The sequence below is a fragment of the Streptomyces sp. NPDC005811 genome (assembly GCF_040630405.1).
Taxonomy (GTDB): Bacteria; Actinomycetota; Actinomycetes; order Streptomycetales; family Streptomycetaceae; genus Streptomyces.
The window spans coordinates 247,809-270,169 of sequence record NZ_JBEXXK010000003.1; the positions used below are offsets into that span (position 1 = coordinate 247,809).

The following is a 22,361-nucleotide window of genomic DNA, read 5'->3' on the forward strand; positions in this document are numbered from 1 at the left end:
TCACAGGAACCGCAGCAGGGCCTCCTGCGCGTACGACGCGATCAGGGTTCCCCCGCCGGTCAGTACGTCGCCGCGGCCGAAGCAGCGGCCGTGCGCGGTGACGGGGCTGTGCTGGCGCAGGAGGAGCCAGTCGCCGAGTTCGGCCGGGCGGTGGAACCACACCGTGTGCGAGGTGACCGCCGAGACGAACACCCGCCCCGAGTCGGTCTGGGTCACCCCGGCCACCGGGCGCAGCGCGGTGCCGATCGGGGTGAGGTCGGTGGCGTACGCGAGGAGGGCCGGCGCGAGGGGCCGGCGCACCTTCGGCACCCGGGTCCACAGCTCGAAGACGGGCGGCTCGGACTTCTCGGTGTCGAGGTCGGTCGCCGCCCGTGACTCCCAGGGGAGCAGCGGGAGTTCGGCGGCCCGCTCCGGTCCGGGCACGGAGGGCACGGGGTCGACGGTCTGCCGGTCCGGGCCCTCCTCCCACACATGCAGGCTTGCGTCGGCCACGGCGATGATCCCGTGCGACTGACGGGCGGTGAGGCGTGCGGCGGCGAACGTCCGCCCGTCCTGCGGGAGTTCGGCCGTGTAGCGCACCGGCTCACCGGTCCGGCCCTCCCGCAGGAACTGGGTGTGCAGGGACTTCAGGCCCTTGCCGGGGGCGGCCAGGGTCGCGGCGCGGGCGAACTGGGCGAGCAGCTGGCCGCCGAACAGGCGCCGGTACTCCAGTTGTTGGGAGCGGCCCTCGTGGACGCCCGGCTCGCGCGGGGTGAGGTCCAGGCAGTCGAGCAGGTCGGGCCAGAGATCGACGGTGGTCATCCAGAGGCTCCTCAGAGGTCGACCAGACGAGGGGTACGGCCCTCGCGCAGCAGCAACGCACCCGCCTCGCGGGTGAGTTCGCGGGTGGAGCCGAGGAGGCCGTCGAGGACGAGAGCCCGCCGGACATGGCGGTGCAGCTCGTGCTCGGCGGTGAACCCGATGCCGCCCAGGGCCTGCTGGCAGTGCCGGGCGGCGGTGAGCGCGGCCCGTCCGGCGGCGGCCTTGGCGAGCAGCGAGCCGGTGTCGTCGGCCGCCGCGCCGAGCGCCGCCTCCGCGCCCTCCAGGGCGACGTACGTCTCCGCCAGCCGGTGCCGCAGCGCCTGGAAGGAGGCGAGCGGGCGCCCGAACTGCTCACGGTCCAGGACGTGCCGGCGCGCGAGGGCGAGCATCGCGTGGCCGGTGCCCAGCAGCCACCAGCCCAGCGCCCGGCGTCCGGCGGCGAGGGGGAGGAGCGGTGCGTCGGCCGGGGCGCGGCGCAGGGGCAGTTCGGGGTCGAGCGGGCTGTCGTACGACGATCCCTCCCCGAGCCAGACCAGCCGGGTGCCGCCGGTGAAGGAGAGGGCCGGGGTGCCCGTGAGGGGGAGGCCGGCGGCGTGCAGGAGGACGTCGTTGAGGACCGGGGCGTGCCGGCCGGTCTCGCCGAGCAGCCGGAACAGCAGCGGGACGACCGTCTCCGGCTCCTCGACGAGCATGTCGGGCCAGCCCAGGTCGGTGAGGTCGGCGCCCGAGGTGAGCGTCTTGCGCAGGGTGTCGCCCAGCAGGGCGCGTTCGGCCGGGTCCACGGTCACTCCTTTCCGAGGTCCAGCAGCCGGCGGGCGACGATGTTGCGCTGGATCTCGGCCGTGCCGCCGTAGATCGTCGCGGCCCGTGAGTAGAGGTACTCGGTGCGCCAGGCCGGGGCGCCGAACTCCACCGCTCCCGGCAGCAGGTCGCGGGCGGTGTCGAACAGCCGTTGCTCGGCGCCGGCCAGCAGGATCTTGTCCACGGAGGTCTCCGGGCCGAGCCGCCCGCCCCCGGCCAGCCGTGCCTGGGTGGCGGCCGAGCGGCAGCGGGTGGTGTGCAGGTCGAGCCAGACCGATCCGAGCGCGTCCGGGTCGGCCTCGCAGCCGTCGGCGAGCAACCGGTCGAGACGGCTGTAGAGATGGGCGATCCGGTGCCAGAAGCAGGTGGAGCGCTCGTGCGGCAGCAGGTCCATCGCGAGCCGCCAGCCGTCGCCGGGGGCGCCGAGCAGCCGGGACGCGGGGACCGGGACGTCGTCGAGGAACACCTCGGCGAACTCGTCCACGCCGTGCATCGTGCGCAGCGGGCGGACCGTGATCCCGGGGGAGTCCATGTCGACGAAGAACGCGCTGATCCCGGCGTGTCCGGGGCCGCCGGTGCGGGCCAGCAGGACACAGCGGGCCGCGTACTGGGCGAGGCTCGTCCACACCTTCTGCCCGGACACCCGCCAGCCGTCCCCGTCGGCCGACGGGACCGCCCGGGTGGACAGGGACGCCAGGTCGCTGCCCGAGCCCGGCTCGGAGAAGCCCTGGCACCACTGCTCCCGCCCGTCCAGCAGCCGGGGCACCATCTCGGCGGCCAGCGCGGGCGGCGCGTAGTCGATCAGGGTCGGGACCAGCACCTCCACCATCGACCAGATGCCGGGCTCGGTGAGGCCCCGGGCGGCGACCTCCTCGCCGAGCACCGCGCGCAGGCCGCTCGGCCCGCCGAGCCCGCCGACCTCGGCCGGCCAGCCGTAGCGCATCCAGCCCGCCGCCCACAACGCCCGCCGCACCCGCGCGAGTTGCCCGACCTGTGCGTCCAGTCCGCCGTCGTCGCCGACCGGGGACAGATCGTGGTCGTCGAGCCAGTCGCGCAGCTCGCGGCGGAAGGCGCCGAGGCCGGTGAAGGGGGCGGCGGAGGAGCCGGTGAAGGGGGAGACCCTCATGACCGGGTGAAGGCGTGCGGCCGCCCGGAGTCGTGGGCGCCGCTGCGCCGGATGAAGGTCATCGCCCGGGTGCGCAGCCGCCAGCCGTCGGCGGTGCGGGCGTAGGTGTCGGTGTAGTAGCCGATCCGCATCTCGTGCCGGGCGTGCTCGACGAAGCACAGCGGCTGGGTGCCGGTCGCCGTGTCGCCGTCCAGCTCGATCACCGGGGTTCCCACGAGGAACAGCCCCTTGGGCGCGGCGGCGACCAGCGCCGGGAACGCGTCGAGCGGACAGGTGTCGCCGAACGCGCTGTACGTGCCGTCCGGGGTGAAGACCGTGAGCACCCGGTCCACGTCGCCGCGGGTCATCGCCACCGCGTAGCGGCCGAGGAGCTGCTCGATCTCCACCAGGTCGTCGGTGTCGCTCAAGAGACCTCCCGAGAATATGATTCTCCAAAAGCGATTATCAAGCTTCCATGTCCGGTGGCGTCCGTCAATCCGTCAACGCCGCAGCTTCCCGAAGTCCCAGCTGACCACCTCGTCCGGCACCAGGCGCAGCCACCCGTGCCGCCCGTCGTGGCGGAACCTCCCGCCCGCGTACTTCTCCCCGAACAGCCGCTCCGGCTCGGCGAGTCCGTCGTACGGCTCACCCGTGCGCGGGACCTCCCCGACCACCTCCGCCGGACCGCGCAGCTCCACCCCGCGCAGCGCCAGGAAGTCGAAGCCGCCCTCGTCCACCACGACCGCGAGCCGCCCCTGTCTCCGCACGTCGGCCCAGCGGCGGCTGCGCACCAGCGAGTTGAGCCACAGCGCGGTGCCGTCCCAGACGAACCACAGCGGGCTGAGGTGCGGATGGCCGTCGGAGGCCGTCACGGCGACCCGGCAGACCGGCTGGGTGCGCAGGAACGCGTCGACCTCCGCGGCGTCCATCGCGATCGCGGTGCCGCGCTTCTGTGTTCCGGCCATGGATCCTCCCTCTGCCCCATGTCTGTCTTGCCTCTGTCCGAATGGTTGATTCTCCAATAGTGAGAAGCTAGTTTCCAGTCCATGGATCAGTTCCTGGCCTTCACGGTGGTCGGCCTGAGTACCGCCGCGATCTACGCCGTGATCGGCAGCGGTCTGGTGCTCACCCACACCACGGCCGGTGTCTTCAACTTCGCCCACGGCGCGGCCGGGATGCTCGCGGCCTTCGCCTACTGGCAGCTGGCCGTCGGCTGGGGCTGGCCGGTGCCGCTGGCGCTCGCCGCCGTCCTCCTCGTCCTCGCGCCCGCCTTCGGCCTCCTCGTCGAGCGGGTGCTGATGCGCCCGGTGCAGGCGCTCGGCGAGGCGGAACGCCTGGTCATGACCGTCGCCCTGCTCACGGGGTGCATCGCGCTGGCCCGCTGGGTCTGGGACCCCAACACCGCCCGCCCCCTCGTCCCCTTCTTCGCCGACCGCCCCGCGCTGCGGCTCGGCCCGGCCGCCGTCACCTGGCACCAGGCCGTCACCACGGCCGTCGCCGTCGCGGTCGCCGCCGGCCTGTGGTTCCTGCTGCACCGCACCCGGGCCGGTACCGAGATGCGCGCCTGCGTCGACGACCGGGCCCTCGCCGGGCTCACCGGCGCCGATCCGCTGCGGGCCGGACGGCTCGCCTGGGTGCTCGGCATCCAGCTCGCCGCCGTCGGCGGCATCCTCATCGCGCCGACCGTCGCGCTCGACGCCCAGCAGCTCTCCCTGCTCATCGTCAGCGCCTACACCGCCGCCGTCTTCGGCCGCCTGCGCAGCCTGCCGCTCACCTTCCTCGGCGCGGTCGTCGTCGGCCTGCTGGAGGCCTACCTCGCGGGATACCTCCCGCAGAACGCCTACCTCCCCGGCCTGCGGCTGGCCGCCCCCGCCCTGCTGCTGCTCCTCGCCCTGCTCGCCTTCCCGCACCGCCGGCTGCGCGGCCGCGACCGGCGCCTGGTCCCCGTCCCGCTGCCCGGCCGGCGCGGTGCCGCGCTCCTCGCGGCCGCGATCCCCGGCCTCGCCCTGGTCCTGGTGACCGTCCTGTCCGAGGACTCCCTCGTCCCGTACGGCGCGGTCTTCTCCCTCGGCGTGGTCGCGCTGTCGTACGTCCCGCTCGCCGGGTTCGCCGGGCAGGTCTCCCTGTGCCAGCTCTCCATCGCCGGGATCGGCGCGGTGGTCTGGGGCCATCTCGGGGCGCACGGCGAGCTGTGGGCGCTGCCGGCCGCCGTGCTGGTCACCGCGGCCGTCGGCGCGCTCGTCGCCGTACCGGCGCTGCGGCTCTCCGGGATCTACCTCGCCCTCGGCACCACCGCGTTCGCCGTGATCCTCGACCGCTGGATCTTCACCCTGCCCGCCTTCGACGTCCTCGGGGTGCGCATCGCCCTGTTCGACCAGGGCTCGGTCAACGTCACCGGCCCCGACCTGTTCGGACTGCGTCTCACCAGCCCGGCCCAGCTGCTCCTGCTGGCCGCGGTCTGTCTCGCGCTCGCCTCCCTGGGGGTGGCCGCGCTGCGCCGGGGCCGGTTCGGGCGGCGGCTGATCGCGCTGCGCGACAGCGAGGCCGCCTACGCCACCCTCGGTGGCCGGCTCCTCGGCGCCAAGGTCGCCGTCTTCGCCCTGTCCGCCGGGATCGCGGGGCTGGGCGGTGCCCTGTACGGCATGCAGCTGCAGACCGTCACCGCCGACCAGTTCAACCTGGTCGCCGGACTGCCGATCTTCCTGATCGCAGTCATCGCCGGACTGGGCTCGGTCGGCGCGGGCCTGTTCACCGGGGTCGCGTTCGTCGTACCGACCCAGCTGCTCGGAGAGGTCGGCACCTGGGCGCAGGATCTGTCGGCCCTGCTGATCGCCCTCGCCGGCATGGGGCTGGCCCACAGCCCCGGCGGGATCATCACCCGGCTGCGCACCGCATGGGCACCGCTCGCCCGGGACCGGCCGCTGCTCGGCGCCGCGGGCGCGGTCCTCGGCGCGTGCTGGCTGCTCGCGGCGCTGGACGCGGTGAACGGATGGCTGTCGCTCGCCGTCGCCCTCGCCGCGGCCACGGCCCTGCGGCTCCGGGCCACGGCACGTCAACAGGGCCCGGGGGAGACGCCGTTGGAATGGTGGGGAGTACACCGGCCCTGGCGGCCCGAGGACGGGGAGGTGCTGAGCCGTGCCACTGCTGCGGGCTGAGGAGGTGACCGTCGCCTTCGGCGGACGGCGGGCCCTCGACTCCGTGTCCCTGACCGCCGAGGCCGGCCGGATCACCGGGCTCATCGGGCCCAACGGGGCCGGCAAGAGCACCCTGTTCGACGTCCTGTCCGGGCTGCGCCGGCCCCGTACCGGACAAGTCCGGCTGGACGGCCGGGACATCACCCGCGAGGGGCCCGCCCGGCGTGCCCGGCGCGGCATGTCCCGCACCTTCCAGCACCTGGAGCTCTTCGGCCGGCTCTCCGTCCGCGACAACCTCCTCGTCGCCGCCGAGCTCGGCCCCGAGCGCCGGCACGCCGCACGGACCGCCGACGCCGTCCTCGCACGGCTCGGGCTGACCGCCCTCGCCGACGACCCGGCCGACGCCCTGCCCACCGGTATCGCCCGGCTCGTCGAGGTCGGCCGCGCCCTCGTCCTGCGGCCGCGCGTCCTGCTCCTCGACGAGCCCGCCGCCGGCCAGGACGCCGAGGAGACCGAACGGTTCGCCGCGCTGCTGCGCTCCCTCGCCGCCGACGGCGCCGCCGTCCTCCTCGTCGAGCACGACATGAGCCTGGTGATGGGCGTCTGCGACGAGGTGTACGTCCTCGACCTCGGCCGGGTCGTGGCCTGCGGCCCGCCCGCCCTGATCCAGCGCGACGAGACGGTGCTGGCGGCCTACCTGGGGGAAGCATGAGCCTGCTCGAACTCGTCGGCGTGCGCGCCGCGTACCACGGCATCGCCGTGCTGCACGGAGTGGACCTCTCGGTCGCCGCCGGACAGGTGGTCGCCCTCCTCGGCCCCAACGGGGCGGGGAAGACCACCGTGCTGAAGGTCGCCTCCGGGGTCCGTCCGCCGAGCGGCGGGCGGCTGCTGCTCGGCGGACGGGACGTCACCGGCATCCGCCCCGGCGACCTCGCCCGCGCCGGGGTCTGCCTCGTCCCCGAGGGCCGGGGCGTCTTCCCCAACCTCTCGGTCCGCGACAACCTCCTGATGATGACCTTCACCGGCCGTACCCGGGAGGAGATCGAGGAGATCGCCTACGCCCGCTTCCCCGTCCTCGGCCGACGCCGCACCCAGCACGCGGGCACCCTCTCCGGCGGCGAGCAGCAGATGCTCGCCCTCGCCCGGGGCCTGGCCACCGACCCCGCCGTCCTGCTCCTCGACGAACTCTCCATGGGCCTCGCCCCGCTGGTCGTCGCCGAGCTGTACGAACTCGTCGCCGGGATCGCCCGGCAGGGCGTCGCCGTCCTCGTCGTCGAACAGTTCGCCACCGCCGTACTGAAGATCGCGGACCACGCCGCCGTCCTGGTCCGCGGCCGTGTCCAGTGGCAGGGACACCCGGACAGCTCCCTGCACGCCGAGCTGTCGTCGTACTACCTGGGGAGCGCCACATGAGCCCACTGAGCCGGCTGACCCGGCTGACCCGGTTGAGCCAGTTGAGGAGTGCCAGATGACCACCACCTCCGTGACCTCCGTGACCTCCGTGACCGCCGTGCCGGGGCCGCCCGACGACCGGGCGGAGCGGTTCGTCCGGGAACTCGCCGCCCTGAGGATCCCCGATCCGGCCGCCGCCCGCGCCGCTCTCTGGCTGCGCCTCGGCGGACTGCTGATGTGCGCCGGCCTGGTCCTCGGCGGGCTCGCCTTCCCGCTCGCCCACGCCACCGACTCGGACCTCGGCCAGGGCGACGCCCTCGCCCTCGGCCTCGGCGGCGTCACCGCCGCGGTGGTGGGCGGCGCGCTGTTCCTGCGCTACTCCCTCACCGGCTTCCTGCGCTTCTGGCTGGCCCGTCAGTCCTACGACCTGGACCGGCTGGGAGACCGCCTGACCGGCTCCGCCGTCGCGGCGGAACCCGCGGCCACCCCCGTACCCGCCTCCGCACCCGAAGGAGAACAGAGCCATGGCGACCTCCCCCGCACCGGCCCCGCGCCCCGGTGACCAGCTCGCCGCGGCGACCGGCACCACCCGGGTGATCGTCATCCGGGTCCCCGTGGACACGGCCGGCCCCATCGAGTGCGACGGCACCGCGATGGTCCCGGCCGGGCAGGCGCCGGCCGCCCCGGCCGCCGCGGCGACGCCCGGCACCCTCATCGGCAAGCGGTACGTCGACGCCGACGACACCCTCGAACTCCTCTGCACCGCCTCGGGTGCGGGACCCCTGACCTACGGAGGACAGCCGCTCACCGTCAAGGCGCCCAAGGCACTGCCCGCCTCGGACTGATCCGCCTCGGACCGATCAGCCGCGGACCGATTCGCCTCGGACTGTTCCGTCTCACCCGCCGTACTCACCTGGTGGACGCCCCCTTGACGTCCGCCGGGGGTGGATCGACACTCGATTCGGGAATCCTAGTGAACAGGTAGGGAAACATGGGGCGCCTGCATCCGGCCACCGGCCGCACGAGCCGCACGACCTGGTCGTCGCCCCTGCTCACCTCCCGCCGTCACATCGACCTGCAGCGCGTCTGCAGCGCCATCAGCCACCACGGCTGAGCCGGGCCCCTCCCGCGCCGGACCCAGCGGCGGTGTCCACCGGACACCGCCCCGTCCCGCGTGTGTGGACGAAGGGCCGTCTCCCTTTTCGCCGTCGCATCCGCCGCGCGCACGTCCGCCCGTGCGCCCGCCCCCGGGGAGAAGCATGTCCGTCACACCGCTGGCCGCCCACCCGTCCGCGCGCCCCGCCCCCGCCTTCCGGGGCCGCATCGGCCGGGACGCGCGGAGCGGGCACTACGCCGTGCCGCGCCGCTACCGGCTCCATCTGTCCACCGCCGACCCGGACGGACTGCGCATCGCCGTCACCCACGCGCTCCTCGGCCTCGACCGGGCCTGTCCGGTGACCTTCCTGCCCGCCGTCCCCGACTGTCCCGACGGCGGCCACACGCAACTGCGCCCGCTCTACGACGCCAGCGCCCACCGCTACACCGGCCCGGCCCTCGCGCCGGTGCTCAGCGACGACTGGTCGGGCCGGATCGTCTCCACCCACGGCCCCGACATCGCCCGCGACCTGGCCCGGCGGTTCGCCGGCGGCCGGGCGGTGCTGTACCCGTACGGCTCGGAGTCGGAGATCGAGGCCGTGGAACGGATGTGCGCCCAGGGCATCGAGCGGGCGGCCCAGTGTGCCGGGGAGGCGGGCGCCGACCCGGCCGGGCGGACCGCCGCGCTCGACGCGTTGCTCGCCACGCTCGACGTGCTGGAGCAAGGGCTCGGCGTGCAGCCGTACCTGATCAGCGATCAGATCACTGCGGCGGACGTCGAGTTGTGGGTGGCGCTGGTCCGGCTGGACACCGTGCACCGGCACCACCTCGACGCCGACGCCGTGCGCCGCATCGCCGGACACCCCGCCCTGTGGGCCTACGCCCGCCGGCTGGCCGCCCACCCGGCCTTCGGCGCGCACCTCGACCTGGACGGCATCGCCCGCCGCCACCACGCCCGTTGCCAGGGGCTGGAGGCCGCCGGAGCCGCTGTCCAGATCCTGGACTGGGCAGCCCACGCGGCGGACGGAAACAGCCTTCCTCCGCAGGTCAACCGGCCTTGAGGGAGTCCATCCCTCGGACGGCCGTTGACATTTGATCGGTCGACTGCCTTACTTGCGGGCAGAACGGTCATGAGCGTCAGCGACAAGCCCTGGCTTGCTGACCGGCAACCCTCGCTCCGCGGTGGGGTGCCCCAGGTGACGACCGGACCGGATGACGTTTCGGTAAGCGCGAGGCCCACAGGGCCGGAACAGAGATGGTGACGAGATGTACGCAGCTCCCAGGACGGCCGCACGCCGTCCCCAGGGCTGCGTACAGCCGTACGCGAACCTGTCGAACCTGTTCGCCGCCAACCGCGCCGTCGATCTGCTCCGCGTGAACAGCGCACTGTGTACCGCACCGGGCCGTGCCCGCTGTCGGGGCTGAACCTTCTTCTTCTGGCCCTTCGCCCCGACTCCGCGTTCCTGACGGACACCGCCGCAGCGGTGTGCCGCCCACCGCCCCACCCCGGTCCCCCCGTACGCACCCGTGCGCCGTGCGCTGATCCGCAACGGCTCCTCACGTCTGCGTCGGCCCGGGGTGCCCGACTCCCGCCGGAGCCCACCATGAGTGAACCCCCAGGCGCCGTGACCCTCGCCGAGGCACCCGCCGCCGACACCCCGTCAGAGAAGCTCACCGCACAGCGCGTTCAGCCACTGCGCCGCCCGGGACGCTGGATCGCCACCGCCGTGGTGCTGGTCCTGGTGGCCCAGTTCGCGCACGGCCTGGTGTCCAACCCGTTCTACCAGTGGGACCGCTTCGGCTACTGGTTCCTGCGCCCCGTGATCCTCGACGGACTGCTCATCACCCTCGAAGTCACCGCCTACAGCGCGGTGTTGGGCCTTCTCGGCGGAGTCCTGCTCGCCCTCGCCCGGCTCTCGAAGTCCCCGGTGCTGCGGGCCGTCAGCTGGACCTACGTCTGGGCGCTGCGCTCCATCCCGCTGATCGTCGTCCTGCTGTTCCTGTACAACTTCAGCGCCCTGTACCAGACGCTCAGCGTGGGCGTCCCCTTCGGCCCCGCGTTCTTCACCTTCGACGAGTCCCGGCTCGCCACCGACATGGTGATCGCGGTCGTCGGTCTCAGCCTCAACGAGGCCGCCTACGCCGCCGAAGTGGTCCGCGGCGGCATCCTCTCCGTCGACCAGGGCCAGCACGAGGCGGCCGCCGCCCTCGGTCTGCCCAAGGGCTACCAGTTCCGCAGGATCGTCTTCCCGCAGGCCCTGCGCTCGATCGTGCCGAACTACGTCAACCAGCTCATCGGCCTGGTCAAGGCCACCTCGCTGGTGTTCTACGTGTCGCTGCTCGACCTGTTCGGCACCGCGCAGACCATGGGCGCCACCTACCCCGGCGACATCGTGTCGCTGCTGCTGGTCGTCACCGTCTGGTACCTGATCCTGACCAGCCTCGTCTCCGTCGTCCAGTTCTACGTCGAGCGGTACTACGCCCGGGGTGCCACCCGCTCCCTGCCGCCGACGCCGTTGCAGCAGCTGCGGACCGGTCTCACCGACCTGCGTGCCCGCATCCGCCGGGAGGCCGCCGTATGACCGCCGAGACCACCGCCGCGACCGTCACCACCGAGACCGTCGAGACCACCGCCACCACCGAGACCGTCGAGACCGTCGAGACCGAGCAGGCCGCCACCGCGGTGGTGCCCGCCGCCGTCGAGGTGCACGACGTGCACAAGTGGTACGGCGCGCACCGCGTCCTGGACGGTGTCAGCCTGACCGTCCGGCCCGGCGAGGTCACCGTCATCCTCGGCCCGTCCGGCTCCGGCAAGTCCACCCTGCTTCGGGTCATCAACCATCTGGAGAAGCCGGAGATCGGCCATGTCAGCATCAACGGCGAACCGATCGGCGTCCGCCGGCACGGCGGCCGGCTGCGCGAGGTCAGCGAGCGCGTCATCCTCGCCCAGCGCAGCCGCATCGGCTTCGTCTTCCAGAACTTCAACCTCTTCCCGCACCTGACCGTGCTGGACAACGTCGCCGCCGCCCCCGTGGCGACGGGGCGGCTCGGCAAGCCCGAGGCGCAGGAGCTCGCCCGCGAACTCCTCGGCCGGGTCGGCCTCGCCGACAAGGCCGGCGCCTACCCCCGCCAGCTCTCCGGCGGCCAGCAGCAGCGCGTCGCCATCGCCCGCGCCCTCGCCCTGCGCCCCGGCGTCATCCTCTTCGACGAGCCCACCTCCGCCCTCGACCCCGAACTGGTCGGCGAGGTCCTCGCCGTCATCAAGGACCTGGCGACCAGCGGCACCACCCTCGTCATCGTCACCCACGAGGTCGGCTTCGCCCGCGAGGTCGCCGACAAGGTCGTCTTCATCGACGGCGGCCGGATCGTCGAACAGGGCCCGCCCCACGAGGTCCTCGACAAGCCGCAGCACGAGCGGACCCGGGACTTCCTCAGCAAGGTCCTCTGACCGAGCCCACGACTTCCCCCCACGCACGGCAACACCCCTTTCACCCCCTCTCCCTCTCTCTCATCTCACCCAGTCACAAAGGACGGCCATGGCCACCCACTTCACCCGACGCAGCCTGATTCGCGGCATCACCGCGGCGACCGCGGTCGCCACCCTCGCCACCGGGCTCGCCGCCTGCGGTGGTGAGAGCGACGCCGCCACCACGGCCGGATCCGCCGCCTCCGGCAGCGTGACCATCGGCCGGGTCTCCAACGGCGCCGCCAAGGAGACCACCCTGAAGGTCTCCGAGGTCAAGTCGATCAGCGCCGAACTGCCCGCCGCCGTCAAGAAGAGCGGCAAGCTCACCATCGGCATCGGCGCCCTGCCCTCCGGCTTCGCCCCGCTCGCCTACGTCGGCGACGACCAGAAGACCCTCACCGGCGCCGAGCCCGACCTCGGCCGCCTGGTCGCCGCGGTCCTCGGACTGAAGCCCGAGACGAAGAACTTCACCTGGGAGAACCTCTTCGTCGGCATCGACAGCGGCAAGGTCGACGCGGCCTTCTCCAACGTCACCGACACCGAGGAGCGCAAGAAGAAGTACGAGTTCGCCTCCTACCGACAGGACAACCTCGGCTGGGAGGTGAAGAAGTCCAGCACCTGGAACTTCGACGGCAAGTACGAGAACCTCGCCGGCCTCACCGTCTCCGTCGGCTCCGGCACCAACCAGGAGAAGATCCTCCTGGAGTGGAAGAAGAAGCTCGAGGCCGAGGGCAAGAAGCTCACGATCAAGTACTACCCGGACCGCAACGGCCTCTACCTGGCGCTCAGCAGCGGCAAGATCGACGCCTACTTCGGGCCCAACCCCGGCATCGCCTACAACGTCTCCCAGACCGCCGGCACCGCCAACGCGACCCGCAACGCGGGCACCTTCTCCGGCGCCGGCGAGACGCTCCAGGGCCTGATCGCCGCCACCGCCAAGAAGGACAGCGGTCTCGCCAAGCCGCTCGCCGACGCCATCAACTACCTCATCGAGAACGGGCAGTACGCCAAGTGGCTGGCCGCCTACAACCTCTCCAACGAGGCCGTCACCAAGTCCGAGATCAACCCGCCCGGCCTGCCGCTGGACAACTCCTGACACATTCCTGACCCACCGTCACAGGAAGGGACTCCGTCTCCGTGGCTTCCCCGCTCGACCTCCGCGGAGGCGGAGCCCCCGCCGTCACCCCACCGCACCCCCTCGACAACGCCGTCTGGGCCGCGCTCACCGGCCCGCACGCGCACCTCGCCGAACGCGTCGGCCGCGCCGCCCGCTACCCGGCCGACGTCTACGCCTTCGCCGCCCTCGCCGATCCCCGTGACCCGGCCGCCTGGGCCGACCTGCGCACCCTCGCCGGGGACGGCGCCACCGTATGGATCAAGCCCGTGGCGGGCGTTCCCGACGGCTGGCGGGTCACCGGCGGCGGCGAGGGCGTCCAGCTCGTCTCCACGGGGGAGTTCCGCACCGAGCCCGCCCCCGAGGCCGTACGCCTCGGACCCGACGACGTGCCGGAGATCCTCGACCTCGTCGCCCGCACCCGCCCCGGCCCGTTCCTGCGGCGGACCGTCACCCTCGGCACCTACCTCGGCATCCGCGAACAGGGCCGGCTCGTCGCCCTGGCCGGCGAGCGGCTCCGCATCGACGGCTGGACCGAGATCAGCGCCGTCTGCACCGACCCGGCCCACCGGGGCAGGGGCCTGGCCACCCGGCTGGTCCGCGCGGTCGGCCACGGCGCCCGCGCCCGCGGTGACATCCCGTTCCTGCACGCCGCCGCCGGCAACACCACGGCGATCCGCCTCTACGAGTCCCTCGGCTTCCGGCTCCGCCGCCGCTCCGCCGTCGTGTCGGTGCGCACCCCGGGAACACCCCGCGCGGCAGAGGCGTTGTGACGGATGACGAGGTGTGGACGGCGCCGCGGGGCGCCCGACAGGGGAAGGGGCCGGCCGTGACGCTCATATGCCAGGCCGTGCGCCTTCACTCCCGGCCCCACATCGACCTCCAGCGCGTGGCCGGCGCGCTCTGTTGCTCCTGACCGGTTCCCCTCCCGCCGCACCCCCGCACGGGTGACGCGCGCCCTCGTACGGACCTCCAGGAAGGCACCCCCGTGTCCTCGAACCCCGTCTCTCCCCTCCACCTCGCCGTCGCCCTCGACGGCACCGGCTGGCACCCCGCCTCGTGGCGCGAGCCGGTCGCCCGCCCCCGGGAGCTGTTCACCGCCGGCTACTGGGCCGACCTCGTCGCCGAGGCCGAACGCGGCCTGCTCGACTTCGTCACCCTCGAGGACGGCCTCGGCCCCCAGTCCTCCCACTTCCTCGACCCGGACGACCGCACCGACCAGGTCCGCGGCCGCCTCGACGCCGTGCTCGTCGCCTCCCGCGTCGCCCCGCTCACCCGGCACATAGGCCTGGTGCCGACGGCGGTGACCACCCACACCGAGCCGTTCCACATCTCCAAGGCGATCGCCACCCTCGACTACGTCAGCACCGGCCGCGCCGGACTGCGCGTCCAGATCACGGCCCGGCCGAGCGACGCCGACCACTTCGGCCGCCGTACGATCCCGCGCATCGACGACTACCACGGCCCGGTCGTGACGGAACTCTTTGACGAGGCCGCCGACTACGTGGAAGTGGTGCGCCGCCTCTGGGACAGCTGGGAGGACGACGCCGAGATCCGGGACGTGGCCACCGGCCGCTTCATCGACCGCGACAAGCTGCACTACATCGACTTCGAGGGCCGCCACTTCAGCGTCAAGGGCCCCTCCATCACCCCCCGCCCGCCGCAGGGCCAGCCCGTGGTCGCCGCCCTCGCCCACGCCACCGTCCCGTACCGGCTGGTGGCCCGCGCCGCGGACGTCGGCTTCGTCACCCCGCACGACACCGACCAGGCCCGCGCCATCGTCGCCGAGATCCGCGCCGAGCAGCAGGCCGCGGGCCGCGCCGCCGAACCCCTGCACGTCTTCGGCGACCTCGTCGTCCTCCTCGACGACGACCCCGCCGAGGCCGCCGCCCGCCGCGACCGCCTCGACACCCTCGCCGGCGAGGCGTACACCAGCGACGCCCGGATCTTCGCCGGCACCCCCGCCCAACTCGCCGACCTCCTCCAGGAACTGGCGCAGACCGGCCTGACCGGCTTCCGGCTGCGGCCCGCCGTCGCCGGCCACGACCTGCCCGCCATCACCCGGGGCCTGGTCCCCGAACTCCAGCGCCGGGGCGTCTTCCGCCACGCCTACGAGGCCGACACCCTGCGCGGACTGCTCGGCCTGTCCCGCCCCGCCAACCGCTACGCCGCAGCCTGAGCCGGACGGAGAGCCGACCACCATGAGCAAGCCCCTGAAGCAGATCCATCTGGCCGCCCACTTCCCCGGCGTCAACAACACCACCGTGTGGAGCGACCCGAAGGCCGGCAGCCACATCGAGTTCAGCTCCTTCGCCCATTTCGCGCGCACCGCCGAACGCGCCAAGTTCGACTTCCTCTTCCTCGCCGAGGGCCTGCGGCTGCGCGAACAGGGCGGCAGCATCTACGACCTGGACGTGGTCGGCCGCCCCGACACCTTCACCGTCCTCACCGCGCTGGCCGCCGTCACCGACCGCCTCGGCCTGACCGGCACCATCAACTCCACTTTCAACGAGCCCTACGAGGTCGCCCGCCAGTTCGCCAGCCTCGACCACCTCTCCGCCGGCCGCGCCGCGTGGAACGTGGTCACCTCCTGGGACGCCTTCACCGGCGAGAACTTCCGGCGCGGCGGCTTCCTCCCGCAGGACGAGCGCTACTCCCGCGCCAAGGAATTCCTCGGCACGGTCACCGAACTCCTCGACTCCTGGCAGGGCGACGAGATAGTCGCCGACCAGGTCACCGGCACCTTCCTGAGCGACGCCAAGGCCGGCGCCTTCGTCCACGAGGGCCACCACTTCGACATCCACGGCCGCTTCAACGTCCCGCGCAGCCCCCAGGGCCGACCGGTGATCTTCCAGGCCGGCGACTCCGACGAGGGCCGCGAGTTCGCCGCGTCGAGCGCCGACGCGATCTTCAGCCGGTACGCCCGGCTGGAGGCCGGCCAGGCGTTCTACACCGACGTCAAGTCCCGCCTCGCCCAGTACGGCCGCCGCCCCGACCAGCTGCTGATCCTGCCGGCCGCCAGCTTCGTCCTCGGGGACACCGACGCCGAGGCCGACGAGATCGCCAAGGACGTGCGCCGCCGCCAGGTCAGCGGCGCCACCGCCCTCAAGCACCTGGAGTTCGTCTGGAACCGGGACCTCTCCTCGTACGACCCCGAAGGCCCCCTCCCCGACGTCGACCCGGTGGTCGGAGAGGAGCACATCTCCCGGGGCCGCGCCCAGGTCCGCATGTACCGGGACCCGCTGGCCGTCGCCCGCGAGTGGCGCGAGCTGGCCGAGGCCAACAACTGGTCCATCCGCGACCTGGTCATCGAGACCGGCAACCGGCAGAACTTCGTCGGGACGCCCGAGACCGTCGCCCGGACCATCGACGCCTACGTCCAGGCGGACGCCGCCGACGGCTTCATCCTCGTCCCGCACCTCACCCCCACCGGCCTCGACGAGTTCGCCGACAAGGTCGTCCCGCTGCTCCAGGAGAAGGGCGTCTTCCGCACCGAGTACGAGGGCACCACCCTGCGCGACCACCTCGGCCTGACGCACCCGGACGAGACGGCCGGCGAACGGGCCGCGTCGTGAGGTTCCTCGCCATCACCCTGATCGTGCACCGCCCGGACCCGGTCACCGGCGTCCTGAAACCCACCCAGGACCGCTTCCGGGAGGTGCTCGACAACGCCCTGCTCGCCGAGGAACTCGGCTTCGACGGCTTCGGCGTGGGGGAGCGGCACGAGCGGCCCTTCATCTCCTCCTCGCCGACCGTCGTCCTCAGCCACGTCGCCGCGCTGACCCGGCGCATCCGGCTGTTCACCGCCGTGACCACGCTCAGCCTCCTCGACCCGGTCCGCGCCTACGAGGACTACGCCACCCTCGACCACCTCTCCGGCGGCCGCCTGGACCTCATCATCGGCAAGGGCAACGGCGCCGCCCAGCGCGAGCTGTTCCACGTCACCCCCGAGGACCAGTGGGAGCGCAACGCCGAGAGCTACGAGGTGTTCCGGCGGATCTGGCGTCACGACCGGGTGACCGCGCACACCCGCTTCCGGCCCGGGCTGAAGGACGCCGAGGTGTGGCCGCGGCCGTACCAGCGGCCGGTCCGGGTCTGGCACGGCAGCGCCACCAGCAAGGAGTCCGTCGACCTGGCCGCCCGCTACGGCGACCCGCTGTTCTCCGCGAACGTCACCCACCCCGTCGAGCCCTACGCCGAGCTGGTCCGCCACTACCGGGAGCGCTGGGAGCACTACGGCCACGACCCGGCCGCCGTCGCGGTCGGCGCCGGCTCCGCCGGGCTCCTGGTGACCCGCACCTCCCAGGAGGCGCTCGACGTGTACCGGCCGCTCTTCGAGGCGAACCTCGCGTTCCAGCGGCAGACCGGCCTGCCGGTGGTCTTCGAGACACTGGAGGACTTCGTGGAGCGCAGCTCCGCCCTGATCGGCAGCCCGCAGCAGATCGTCGACAAGGTCCACCGCTACCACGAGCGGCTCGGCCACACCGTGCTGCATCTGCACGCGGACGCGGGCGGCCTCACCGACAGCCGCCACCGGGACTCCCTGGAACTGTTCCAGTCGGAGGTGGCGCCGGTGCTGCGCGCGGAGATCCCGGACCCGCCCTTCCCGTGGGCGCCCGTACGTCCGGCCACCGGGGAGCCGGCCCATGTCTGAGATCCCCCTCGGCGTCCTCGACCTGGTCCCGGTCTCCTCCGGCGCGACGGCCGCGGACGCCCTGCGCAACTCCGTCGACCTGGCCCGGCACACCGAACGCCTCGGCTACGCCCGCTACTGGTTCGCCGAGCACCACCTCAACCCGGGCGTCGCCGGCACGTCCCCCGCGGTCGTCCTCGCCCTCACCGCCTCCGCCACCTCCACGATCCGGCTCGGCTCGGGAGCGGTGCAGCTCGGCCATCGCACCGCGCTGTCCACGGTGGAGGAGTTCGGGCTGCTCGACGCCCTGCACCCCGGCCGCTTCGACCTCGGCCTCGGCCGCTCGGGCGGCCGTCCGCCCGGCGGGACGGCGTCCGAGCCGCCCACGGCCACCCCGGTCGTCGACGGCCGCGCCCCGAACGGCCTGCTCATCCCGCCCCGCTTCTCCTTCGAACGCCTCCTCGGCTCCCCCCGGATCGCCCTCCAGCGCAGGCTCCTCCTGCTGCCGAACGCCGCGTCCCAGGACTACGCCGAGCAGATCGACGACGTCCTCGCCCTGCTGGCCGGCACCTACCGCTCCCCGGAGGGCGTCGAGGCACACGTCGTGCCGGGCGAGGGCGCCGAACTGGAGCTGTGGATCCTCGGCAGCAGCGGCGGGCAGAGCGCCGAGGTCGCGGGCGGCCGCGGCCTGCGTTTCGCGGCGAACTACCACGTCAGCCCGGCCACCGTCCTGGAGGCCGTGGACGCCTACCGGGCCCGCTTCAAGCCCTCGGCCACGCTGGAGCGGCCGTACGTCAGCGTCTCCGCGGACGTCGTCGTCGCCGAGGACGACACGAGAGCCCACGAACTCGCCACCGGCTACGGCCTCTGGGTGCGCAGCATCCGCACCGCCGAGGGCGCCATCCCGTACCCGACCCCCGAGGAGGCGCACGCCCACCCCTGGACCGACGAGGACCGCGCCCTCGTCCAGGACCGCCTCGACACCCGGTTCGTCGGCACCCCGGCATCGGTCGCCGACCGGCTGGAACAGCTCCAGGAGGCCACGGGCGCCGACGAACTCCTCATCACCACGATCACCCACGGCCACCCCGACCGGGTCCGCTCCTACACCCTCCTCGCCGAGGAGTGGCGTCGGCGCGGTCACGCCCCGGCGGCGTAGGCCACGACCTCCAGCAGACGCCGCCCGTCCCCGCCGGAGAACCACTCGGCGTGCCGTACGTAGTAGTCGTAGGCCAGCCGGGTGTTCTCCGAGGACCGGGTGACACCGTGGAAGTAGCCCAGCTCGGACAGCGCGAACTCGGCGTGCACCAGGGGCAGCAGCGCGGGGAGGGCGGCCGACTCGGCGGGGGTGAGCGGGCGGACGGACCGGTAGCCGGTGACGAGGGCGATCACGTCCTCCTCCCGCACCGGGTGGCCGGGCCGCAGCCACTGCACCGTGTTGCGCTCGATCGCCGTGGCCAGGTCGTGCACGGCGGTCGTCCGGTCGCTCATGCCGAAGTCGAGGACGGTGGCCACCCGTCCTTCGCGGTCCCACAGGAGATTGGAGGCGTGCCAGTCGTTGTGGGTCCACAGCGGGGACAGCTCCGCCAGGTACGGGACGAGCCGCTCGTGGAGCGGCAGGAGCACGCGCCGGGTGTCCTCCCGCCACGGGAAGCGCGCGAGCCCCTCGGCCAGCGGCGGGCGGTCGGCCACGTACCGCTCCAGGGCCGCCCACGGGTCTTGGGCGGCCGAGAACACCGTGAACGAGGCCACCAGCGGCTGGACCCGGCGCCGGGGCGCGTCGAAGCCCTCGGCCGCCAGGTGCAGCCGGGCGAGCGCCTCGCCCGCCGCCCGCGCGTGGACAGGGGAGCGGAACGGCGACCAGGACAGCGCGTCCCGGTACAGGTCCTCACCCGCCCCGGGCGAGTGCACCTCGTACGTCCACTCGCCCCGCGCCGTCGCGTCCAGCACCTCCACCACCGGCGCGCCCCGCTCCCGCAGATGACGCAGGAACGCGTGTTCCTCGGCCAGGCCCGCGGGGGACCGTACGGCGGCGTGGTGCCGCTTGACGAACAGGCGCCGCCCGTCGCGCTCGACGACGGCCGCCGCCGACAGCGGGCGCGGACTGCGCCACACCACCCGGGCCGGACCGACGACATCCGTGACCTCGGCGTCGGTGAGGGGCGCCCAGTCGGGGGCGGCCGGCTCGCTGCCGAGGCCGTGGACCAGGTGGGAACTCACGCCGTCCTCACCGCCGTGGTGCCCCGCAGCGCCTCCAGGATCCGCCGCTCGGTCGCCGTGAACGGGGCAGCGGTGAAGTCGTCGGCGCCGCGGGGGCGCTCCAGCGGGACCTCGACGCGTTCCACGACCGTGGCGGGGCGCGTCGACAGGACGTGCACGGTGTCGGCGAGCAGCACGGCCTCCCGGATGTCATGGGTGACCAGCACCACCGTCCACCGGTGGCGCTGCCACATCTGCGCGAGCCACAGCTGCATCTCGGTGCGGGTCAGCGAGTCCAGCGCGCCGAACGGCTCGTCGAGCAGCAGCACCGGCCGCTCCAGCACGACCGTCCGCAGCAGCGCGGCCCGCTGCCGCATCCCACCGCTGAGCTGGGAGGGGTACGCCTTCTGGAAGCCGTCGAGGCCGAAGTCGGCGAACAGCGCGCCGGCCCGGGCCCGTGCCTCCTTCTTCCCGACCCCCTGGGCCTCCAGGCCGAGGGCGGTGTTGTCCAGCACGGTCCGCCAGGGGAACAGCAGGTCCTTCTGCGGCAGGTAGGCGACCTTGCCGGATTCCACGCCGGCGGGCTCGCCCTCCACCAGCACCTGCCCGGCGGTCGGCCGGTCCAGCCCCGACACCAGGTTGAACAGCGTGCTCTTGCCGCTGCCGCTCGGTCCGATGACGGCCGCGAACTCCCCTGGTTCCACACTGAGTTCCAGGTCCCGCAGCACCTCGAGCGAGCCGAAGGACTTTCCGACACCCGTGATCCGCAGACTGCTCATCGCCCGGCCTTTCGTCCCCACGGCAGCACCAGCCGCTCCAGCAGATACGTCGCCCCGAAGAGCGCCACGGACAGCGCCGCCGTGACGCCCACGGCCGCGAACACCAGGTCCGTGCGGAACGCGCTCTTCTGCGCCTGCATATAGATCCCGAGCCCTGCCTCGGCGCCCGCGTACTCGGCGAAGACGGCGCCGACGACGGCGTACGTGATGCTCACCCGCAGCCCCGCGAAGAAGTACGGCATCGCGCTCGGCACCCGGACCAGCCGGAACGTGCGCCACCGGCCGGCGCCCAGCGAGCGCAGCAGCCGCATCGCCTCCCGGTCGGTCGCGGCGAACCCGGCGGCGAGGTTGGCGGCCAGCGGGAAGAACGTCGTCAACGTCACCACCAGCATCTTCGGCAGCAGCCCGAAGCCGAACCAGATGATCAGCAGGGGTGCCACGGCGACGATCGGGACGGTCTGCGAGGCGACCAGGAGCGGGTACAGGCCCCGCCGGGCGGCGGCCGAGAAGTCCAGCAGGACGGCCACCGCCCAGGCGGCGGTGAACGACAGCGCGAAGCCGAGCAGGGTCTCCTGGAGGGTGGGGACCGTCTGGTCCCACAGGTCCGCGCGGTTGGCCCAGCCCTGCTCCAGGACCCGGGCCGGGGACGGCAGCGTGGTCGGGTCGACGCCCACCGCCCTCACGTACAGCTGCCAGCCGCCGATCACGACGGCGAGGACGAGCAGCGGCGGCCACGACGACCGCAGGACGGCCCTCACTTCGTGTCCGGGAGGTAGGCGTTCGTGAAGAACTCCGAGGCGTCCGGGGCCGCGGTGAGCTTGTGGCCGTCGGCATCGCTCAGCAGTCCGGCCCGGTACTCGAAGTCGGCGAAGGCCTGCCAGCGTGCGGCGCTCTGGGTGCCGATCGTGCCGTCGGCGCCCTTGTAGTACTCCTTCGCCAGCAACCGCTCGCTCTTCTCGACCAGTTCGGTGTGGGTGAGCACGCTCTTGTTGGCGGCGACGAGGAGGCCCGCGGCCCGGTCGGGGTGGGCGGCGGCGTAGCGGTAGCCCCGGTCGACGGCGGCCAGGAACTTCCGCGCGAGGTCCGGATTCTTCTTCAGGTACTGGTCGGAGGACGCCACCAGTGTCGAGTAGATCGCCGGGAAGCCGTAGTCGGACAGCTGGAAGTTCTTCAGCGGCTTGCCGCTCAGCTCCGCCTCCAGCCCCTCCCAGGTCGGCATCGGCATCGCGAAGTCCGCCTTGCCGGCGTAGAGCGCCGCGTACGCCGAGGTGTTCAGGGTGACCTGCTGGAAGTCCCCCTTGCCGCCCGCGTTCCGGATCACCTTCTCCAGCAGCGGCTTCTCGTAGGGCGCGCCGAATCCGGCGTACGTCCTGCCGTCCAGGTCCTTGGGGGAGGAGATGTCGTCGCGGTCCGCCCGCACGGCGATGGTCACGTCGGTCTTCTGTGTGACCGCGTACACGGAGGTGATGTCCTGGCCGGCGGCGCGGGCCGTGGTCACGCCCTCCTGGTAGGAGATCCCGAAGTCGGCCTTGTGGTTGGCGATCAGGGTCTCGGGGGCGGTGGAGCCGTAGGGCACGATCCGCAGATCGATCCCGGCGTCCTTGAACCAGCCCTTCCGCAGGGCCACGTAGATCCCGGTGTGGTTGGTGTTCGGGGTCCAGTCCAGGGCGAGGGTGACGGTGGTGGTGCCGTCCTTCGCGGTGGCCGAGGAGCCGGCGCCCGTGGCGCAGGCGGTGGTGAGGGTGAGCAGGGAGAACGCGGCTGTGGCGGACAGGAGGGTGCGGCGGCGCATGCCAGGGTCCTTCGTACGGAGGGGAGTCGGGCGGTGAGGGGCGGTCAGGC

The 22,361-nt window shown here is 73.1% G+C and carries 25 protein-coding genes and 1 riboswitch; of the genes, 16 read left to right on the forward strand and 9 right to left on the reverse strand.

Annotated features, from left to right (window positions below):
* The 5 genes from ABZ490_RS04835 to ABZ490_RS04855 all read right to left on the reverse strand — a co-directional run bounded on the left by ABZ490_RS04835 (position 1) and on the right by ABZ490_RS04855 (position 3,672).
* Positions 1–801 carry an acyl-CoA thioesterase domain-containing protein gene (locus ABZ490_RS04835; protein WP_358984152.1) on the reverse strand — a complete coding sequence of 267 codons (801 nt, stop codon included), beginning with the start codon at positions 799–801 and terminating at the stop codon, positions 1–3.
* Positions 802–812: 11 nt separating this feature from the next.
* Positions 813–1,583, reverse strand: a complete 771-nt coding sequence (locus ABZ490_RS04840) for an acyl-CoA dehydrogenase family protein (RefSeq protein WP_358984155.1) — start codon at positions 1,581–1,583, stop codon at positions 813–815.
* A gap of 2 nt (positions 1,584–1,585) precedes the next feature.
* The gene (locus ABZ490_RS04845) at positions 1,586–2,728 is read right to left on the reverse strand and encodes an acyl-CoA dehydrogenase family protein (protein WP_358984158.1); all 1,143 of its coding nucleotides are present in this window, start codon (positions 2,726–2,728) and stop codon (positions 1,586–1,588) included.
* A complete protein-coding gene (locus tag ABZ490_RS04850) occupies positions 2,725–3,135 on the reverse strand; it encodes a nuclear transport factor 2 family protein (protein ID WP_358984161.1) in 411 nt (136 codons plus the stop codon). The genes ABZ490_RS04845 and ABZ490_RS04850 overlap by 4 nt, the downstream gene beginning before the upstream one ends.
* A 72-nt stretch (positions 3,136–3,207) precedes the next feature.
* On the reverse strand, positions 3,208–3,672 hold the full coding sequence (locus ABZ490_RS04855; RefSeq protein WP_358984164.1) for a pyridoxamine 5'-phosphate oxidase family protein: 465 nt from the start codon (positions 3,670–3,672) through the stop codon (positions 3,208–3,210).
* Between the two features lie 81 nt (positions 3,673–3,753).
* Between ABZ490_RS04855 and ABZ490_RS04860 the strand changes: the two genes are divergently transcribed.
* From ABZ490_RS04860 to ABZ490_RS04935, 16 genes are all read left to right on the forward strand, one after another.
* The gene (locus tag ABZ490_RS04860; RefSeq protein ID WP_358984167.1) at positions 3,754–5,862 is read left to right on the forward strand and encodes an ABC transporter permease; all 2,109 of its coding nucleotides are present in this window, start codon (positions 3,754–3,756) and stop codon (positions 5,860–5,862) included.
* Entirely contained in the window at positions 5,843–6,553 is a 711-nt protein-coding gene (locus ABZ490_RS04865; RefSeq protein ID WP_358984170.1) for an ABC transporter ATP-binding protein, read from the forward strand. Before ABZ490_RS04860 ends, ABZ490_RS04865 begins: the two co-directional genes overlap by 20 nt.
* Entirely contained in the window at positions 6,550–7,254 is a 705-nt protein-coding gene (locus tag ABZ490_RS04870; RefSeq protein WP_358984173.1) for an ABC transporter ATP-binding protein, read from the forward strand. The genes ABZ490_RS04865 and ABZ490_RS04870 overlap by 4 nt, the downstream gene beginning before the upstream one ends.
* A gap of 55 nt (positions 7,255–7,309) precedes the next feature.
* Positions 7,310–7,795 (forward strand): hypothetical protein, encoded by a 486-nt coding sequence (locus ABZ490_RS04875; protein ID WP_358984176.1) that lies wholly within the window; start codon positions 7,310–7,312, stop codon positions 7,793–7,795.
* Complete coding sequence (locus tag ABZ490_RS04880) at positions 7,758–8,078, forward strand: hypothetical protein (protein ID WP_358984180.1); 321 nt, start codon at positions 7,758–7,760, stop codon at positions 8,076–8,078. The genes ABZ490_RS04875 and ABZ490_RS04880 overlap by 38 nt, the downstream gene beginning before the upstream one ends.
* A 146-nt stretch (positions 8,079–8,224) precedes the next feature.
* Positions 8,225–8,347 carry a putative leader peptide gene (locus ABZ490_RS04885; protein ID WP_358984183.1) on the forward strand — a complete coding sequence of 41 codons (123 nt, stop codon included), beginning with the start codon at positions 8,225–8,227 and terminating at the stop codon, positions 8,345–8,347.
* Positions 8,348–8,492: 145 nt separating this feature from the next.
* Positions 8,493–9,389, forward strand: coding sequence for a glutathione S-transferase C-terminal domain-containing protein (locus ABZ490_RS04890; RefSeq protein WP_358984185.1), 897 nt, complete (start codon positions 8,493–8,495; stop codon positions 9,387–9,389).
* A gap of 65 nt (positions 9,390–9,454) precedes the next feature.
* Positions 9,455–9,564: riboswitch (SAM riboswitch) on the forward strand.
* A gap of 368 nt (positions 9,565–9,932) precedes the next feature.
* Entirely contained in the window at positions 9,933–10,910 is a 978-nt protein-coding gene (locus ABZ490_RS04895) for an amino acid ABC transporter permease (RefSeq protein ID WP_358984188.1), read from the forward strand.
* 101 nt (positions 10,911–11,011) lie between these two features.
* Positions 11,012–11,776, forward strand: a complete 765-nt coding sequence (locus ABZ490_RS04900; protein WP_358984336.1) for an amino acid ABC transporter ATP-binding protein — start codon at positions 11,012–11,014, stop codon at positions 11,774–11,776.
* Positions 11,777–11,864: 88 nt separating this feature from the next.
* The gene (locus ABZ490_RS04905; RefSeq protein WP_358984191.1) at positions 11,865–12,890 is read left to right on the forward strand and encodes an ABC transporter substrate-binding protein; all 1,026 of its coding nucleotides are present in this window, start codon (positions 11,865–11,867) and stop codon (positions 12,888–12,890) included.
* Between the two features lie 41 nt (positions 12,891–12,931).
* The gene (locus tag ABZ490_RS04910; protein WP_358984194.1) at positions 12,932–13,681 is read left to right on the forward strand and encodes a GNAT family N-acetyltransferase; all 750 of its coding nucleotides are present in this window, start codon (positions 12,932–12,934) and stop codon (positions 13,679–13,681) included.
* A 77-nt stretch (positions 13,682–13,758) separates the two neighbouring features.
* Entirely contained in the window at positions 13,759–13,824 is a 66-nt protein-coding gene (locus tag ABZ490_RS04915) for a putative leader peptide (RefSeq protein ID WP_322724904.1), read from the forward strand.
* Between the two features lie 72 nt (positions 13,825–13,896).
* Positions 13,897–15,087, forward strand: a complete 1,191-nt coding sequence (locus tag ABZ490_RS04920; protein WP_358984197.1) for an LLM class flavin-dependent oxidoreductase — start codon at positions 13,897–13,899, stop codon at positions 15,085–15,087.
* A 22-nt stretch (positions 15,088–15,109) separates the two neighbouring features.
* A complete protein-coding gene (locus tag ABZ490_RS04925; protein ID WP_358984199.1) occupies positions 15,110–16,483 on the forward strand; it encodes an NtaA/DmoA family FMN-dependent monooxygenase in 1,374 nt (457 codons plus the stop codon).
* Positions 16,480–17,562, forward strand: a complete 1,083-nt coding sequence (locus ABZ490_RS04930) for an LLM class flavin-dependent oxidoreductase (RefSeq protein ID WP_358984202.1) — start codon at positions 16,480–16,482, stop codon at positions 17,560–17,562. Before ABZ490_RS04925 ends, ABZ490_RS04930 begins: the two co-directional genes overlap by 4 nt.
* Positions 17,555–18,700: an LLM class flavin-dependent oxidoreductase gene (locus tag ABZ490_RS04935; protein WP_358984205.1), complete on the forward strand. Its 1,146-nt coding sequence runs from the start codon at positions 17,555–17,557 to the stop codon at positions 18,698–18,700. Before ABZ490_RS04930 ends, ABZ490_RS04935 begins: the two co-directional genes overlap by 8 nt.
* Here ABZ490_RS04935 and ABZ490_RS04940 read toward each other — a convergent pair.
* The 4 genes from ABZ490_RS04940 to ABZ490_RS04955 are packed head-to-tail and all read right to left on the reverse strand — an operon-like array spanning position 18,682 to position 22,311.
* A complete protein-coding gene (locus tag ABZ490_RS04940; protein ID WP_358984208.1) occupies positions 18,682–19,761 on the reverse strand; it encodes a phosphotransferase in 1,080 nt (359 codons plus the stop codon). The two genes, ABZ490_RS04935 and ABZ490_RS04940, sit on opposite strands and share 19 nt — an antisense overlap.
* Positions 19,758–20,519 carry an ABC transporter ATP-binding protein gene (locus ABZ490_RS04945; RefSeq protein ID WP_358984211.1) on the reverse strand — a complete coding sequence of 254 codons (762 nt, stop codon included), beginning with the start codon at positions 20,517–20,519 and terminating at the stop codon, positions 19,758–19,760. Before ABZ490_RS04945 ends, ABZ490_RS04940 begins: the two co-directional genes overlap by 4 nt.
* Positions 20,516–21,277, reverse strand: coding sequence for an ABC transporter permease (locus tag ABZ490_RS04950; protein WP_358984214.1), 762 nt, complete (start codon positions 21,275–21,277; stop codon positions 20,516–20,518). The genes ABZ490_RS04945 and ABZ490_RS04950 overlap by 4 nt, the downstream gene beginning before the upstream one ends.
* Positions 21,274–22,311 (reverse strand): ABC transporter substrate-binding protein, encoded by a 1,038-nt coding sequence (locus ABZ490_RS04955; RefSeq protein WP_358984218.1) that lies wholly within the window; start codon positions 22,309–22,311, stop codon positions 21,274–21,276. The genes ABZ490_RS04950 and ABZ490_RS04955 overlap by 4 nt, the downstream gene beginning before the upstream one ends.
* Positions 22,312–22,361: the final 50 nt, after the last annotated feature.

Excerpts from the sequence above, each read along its gene's own strand:
- ABZ490_RS04870 (WP_358984173.1), top strand. The coding sequence starts at position 6,550 with ATGAGCCTGCTCGAACTCGTCGGCGTGCGCGCCGCGTACCACGGCATC.
- ABZ490_RS04945 (WP_358984211.1), bottom strand. The coding sequence starts at position 20,519 with ATGAGCAGTCTGCGGATCACGGGTGTCGGAAAGTCCTTCGGCTCGCTC.
- ABZ490_RS04925 (WP_358984199.1), top strand. The coding sequence starts at position 15,110 with ATGAGCAAGCCCCTGAAGCAGATCCATCTGGCCGCCCACTTCCCCGGC.
- ABZ490_RS04935 (WP_358984205.1), top strand. The coding sequence starts at position 17,555 with ATGTCTGAGATCCCCCTCGGCGTCCTCGACCTGGTCCCGGTCTCCTCC.
- ABZ490_RS04855 (WP_358984164.1), bottom strand. The coding sequence starts at position 3,672 with ATGGCCGGAACACAGAAGCGCGGCACCGCGATCGCGATGGACGCCGCG.
- ABZ490_RS04875 (WP_358984176.1), top strand. The coding sequence starts at position 7,310 with ATGACCACCACCTCCGTGACCTCCGTGACCTCCGTGACCGCCGTGCCG.
- ABZ490_RS04955 (WP_358984218.1), bottom strand. The coding sequence starts at position 22,311 with ATGCGCCGCCGCACCCTCCTGTCCGCCACAGCCGCGTTCTCCCTGCTC.
- ABZ490_RS04885 (WP_358984183.1), top strand. The coding sequence starts at position 8,225 with ATGGGGCGCCTGCATCCGGCCACCGGCCGCACGAGCCGCACGACCTGG.
- ABZ490_RS04905 (WP_358984191.1), top strand. The coding sequence starts at position 11,865 with ATGGCCACCCACTTCACCCGACGCAGCCTGATTCGCGGCATCACCGCG.
- ABZ490_RS04890 (WP_358984185.1), top strand. The coding sequence starts at position 8,493 with ATGTCCGTCACACCGCTGGCCGCCCACCCGTCCGCGCGCCCCGCCCCC.
- ABZ490_RS04845 (WP_358984158.1), bottom strand. The coding sequence starts at position 2,728 with ATGAGGGTCTCCCCCTTCACCGGCTCCTCCGCCGCCCCCTTCACCGGC.
- ABZ490_RS04835 (WP_358984152.1), bottom strand. The coding sequence starts at position 801 with ATGACCACCGTCGATCTCTGGCCCGACCTGCTCGACTGCCTGGACCTC.
- ABZ490_RS04860 (WP_358984167.1), top strand. The coding sequence starts at position 3,754 with ATGGATCAGTTCCTGGCCTTCACGGTGGTCGGCCTGAGTACCGCCGCG.
- ABZ490_RS04880 (WP_358984180.1), top strand. The coding sequence starts at position 7,758 with ATGGCGACCTCCCCCGCACCGGCCCCGCGCCCCGGTGACCAGCTCGCC.
- ABZ490_RS04895 (WP_358984188.1), top strand. The coding sequence starts at position 9,933 with ATGAGTGAACCCCCAGGCGCCGTGACCCTCGCCGAGGCACCCGCCGCC.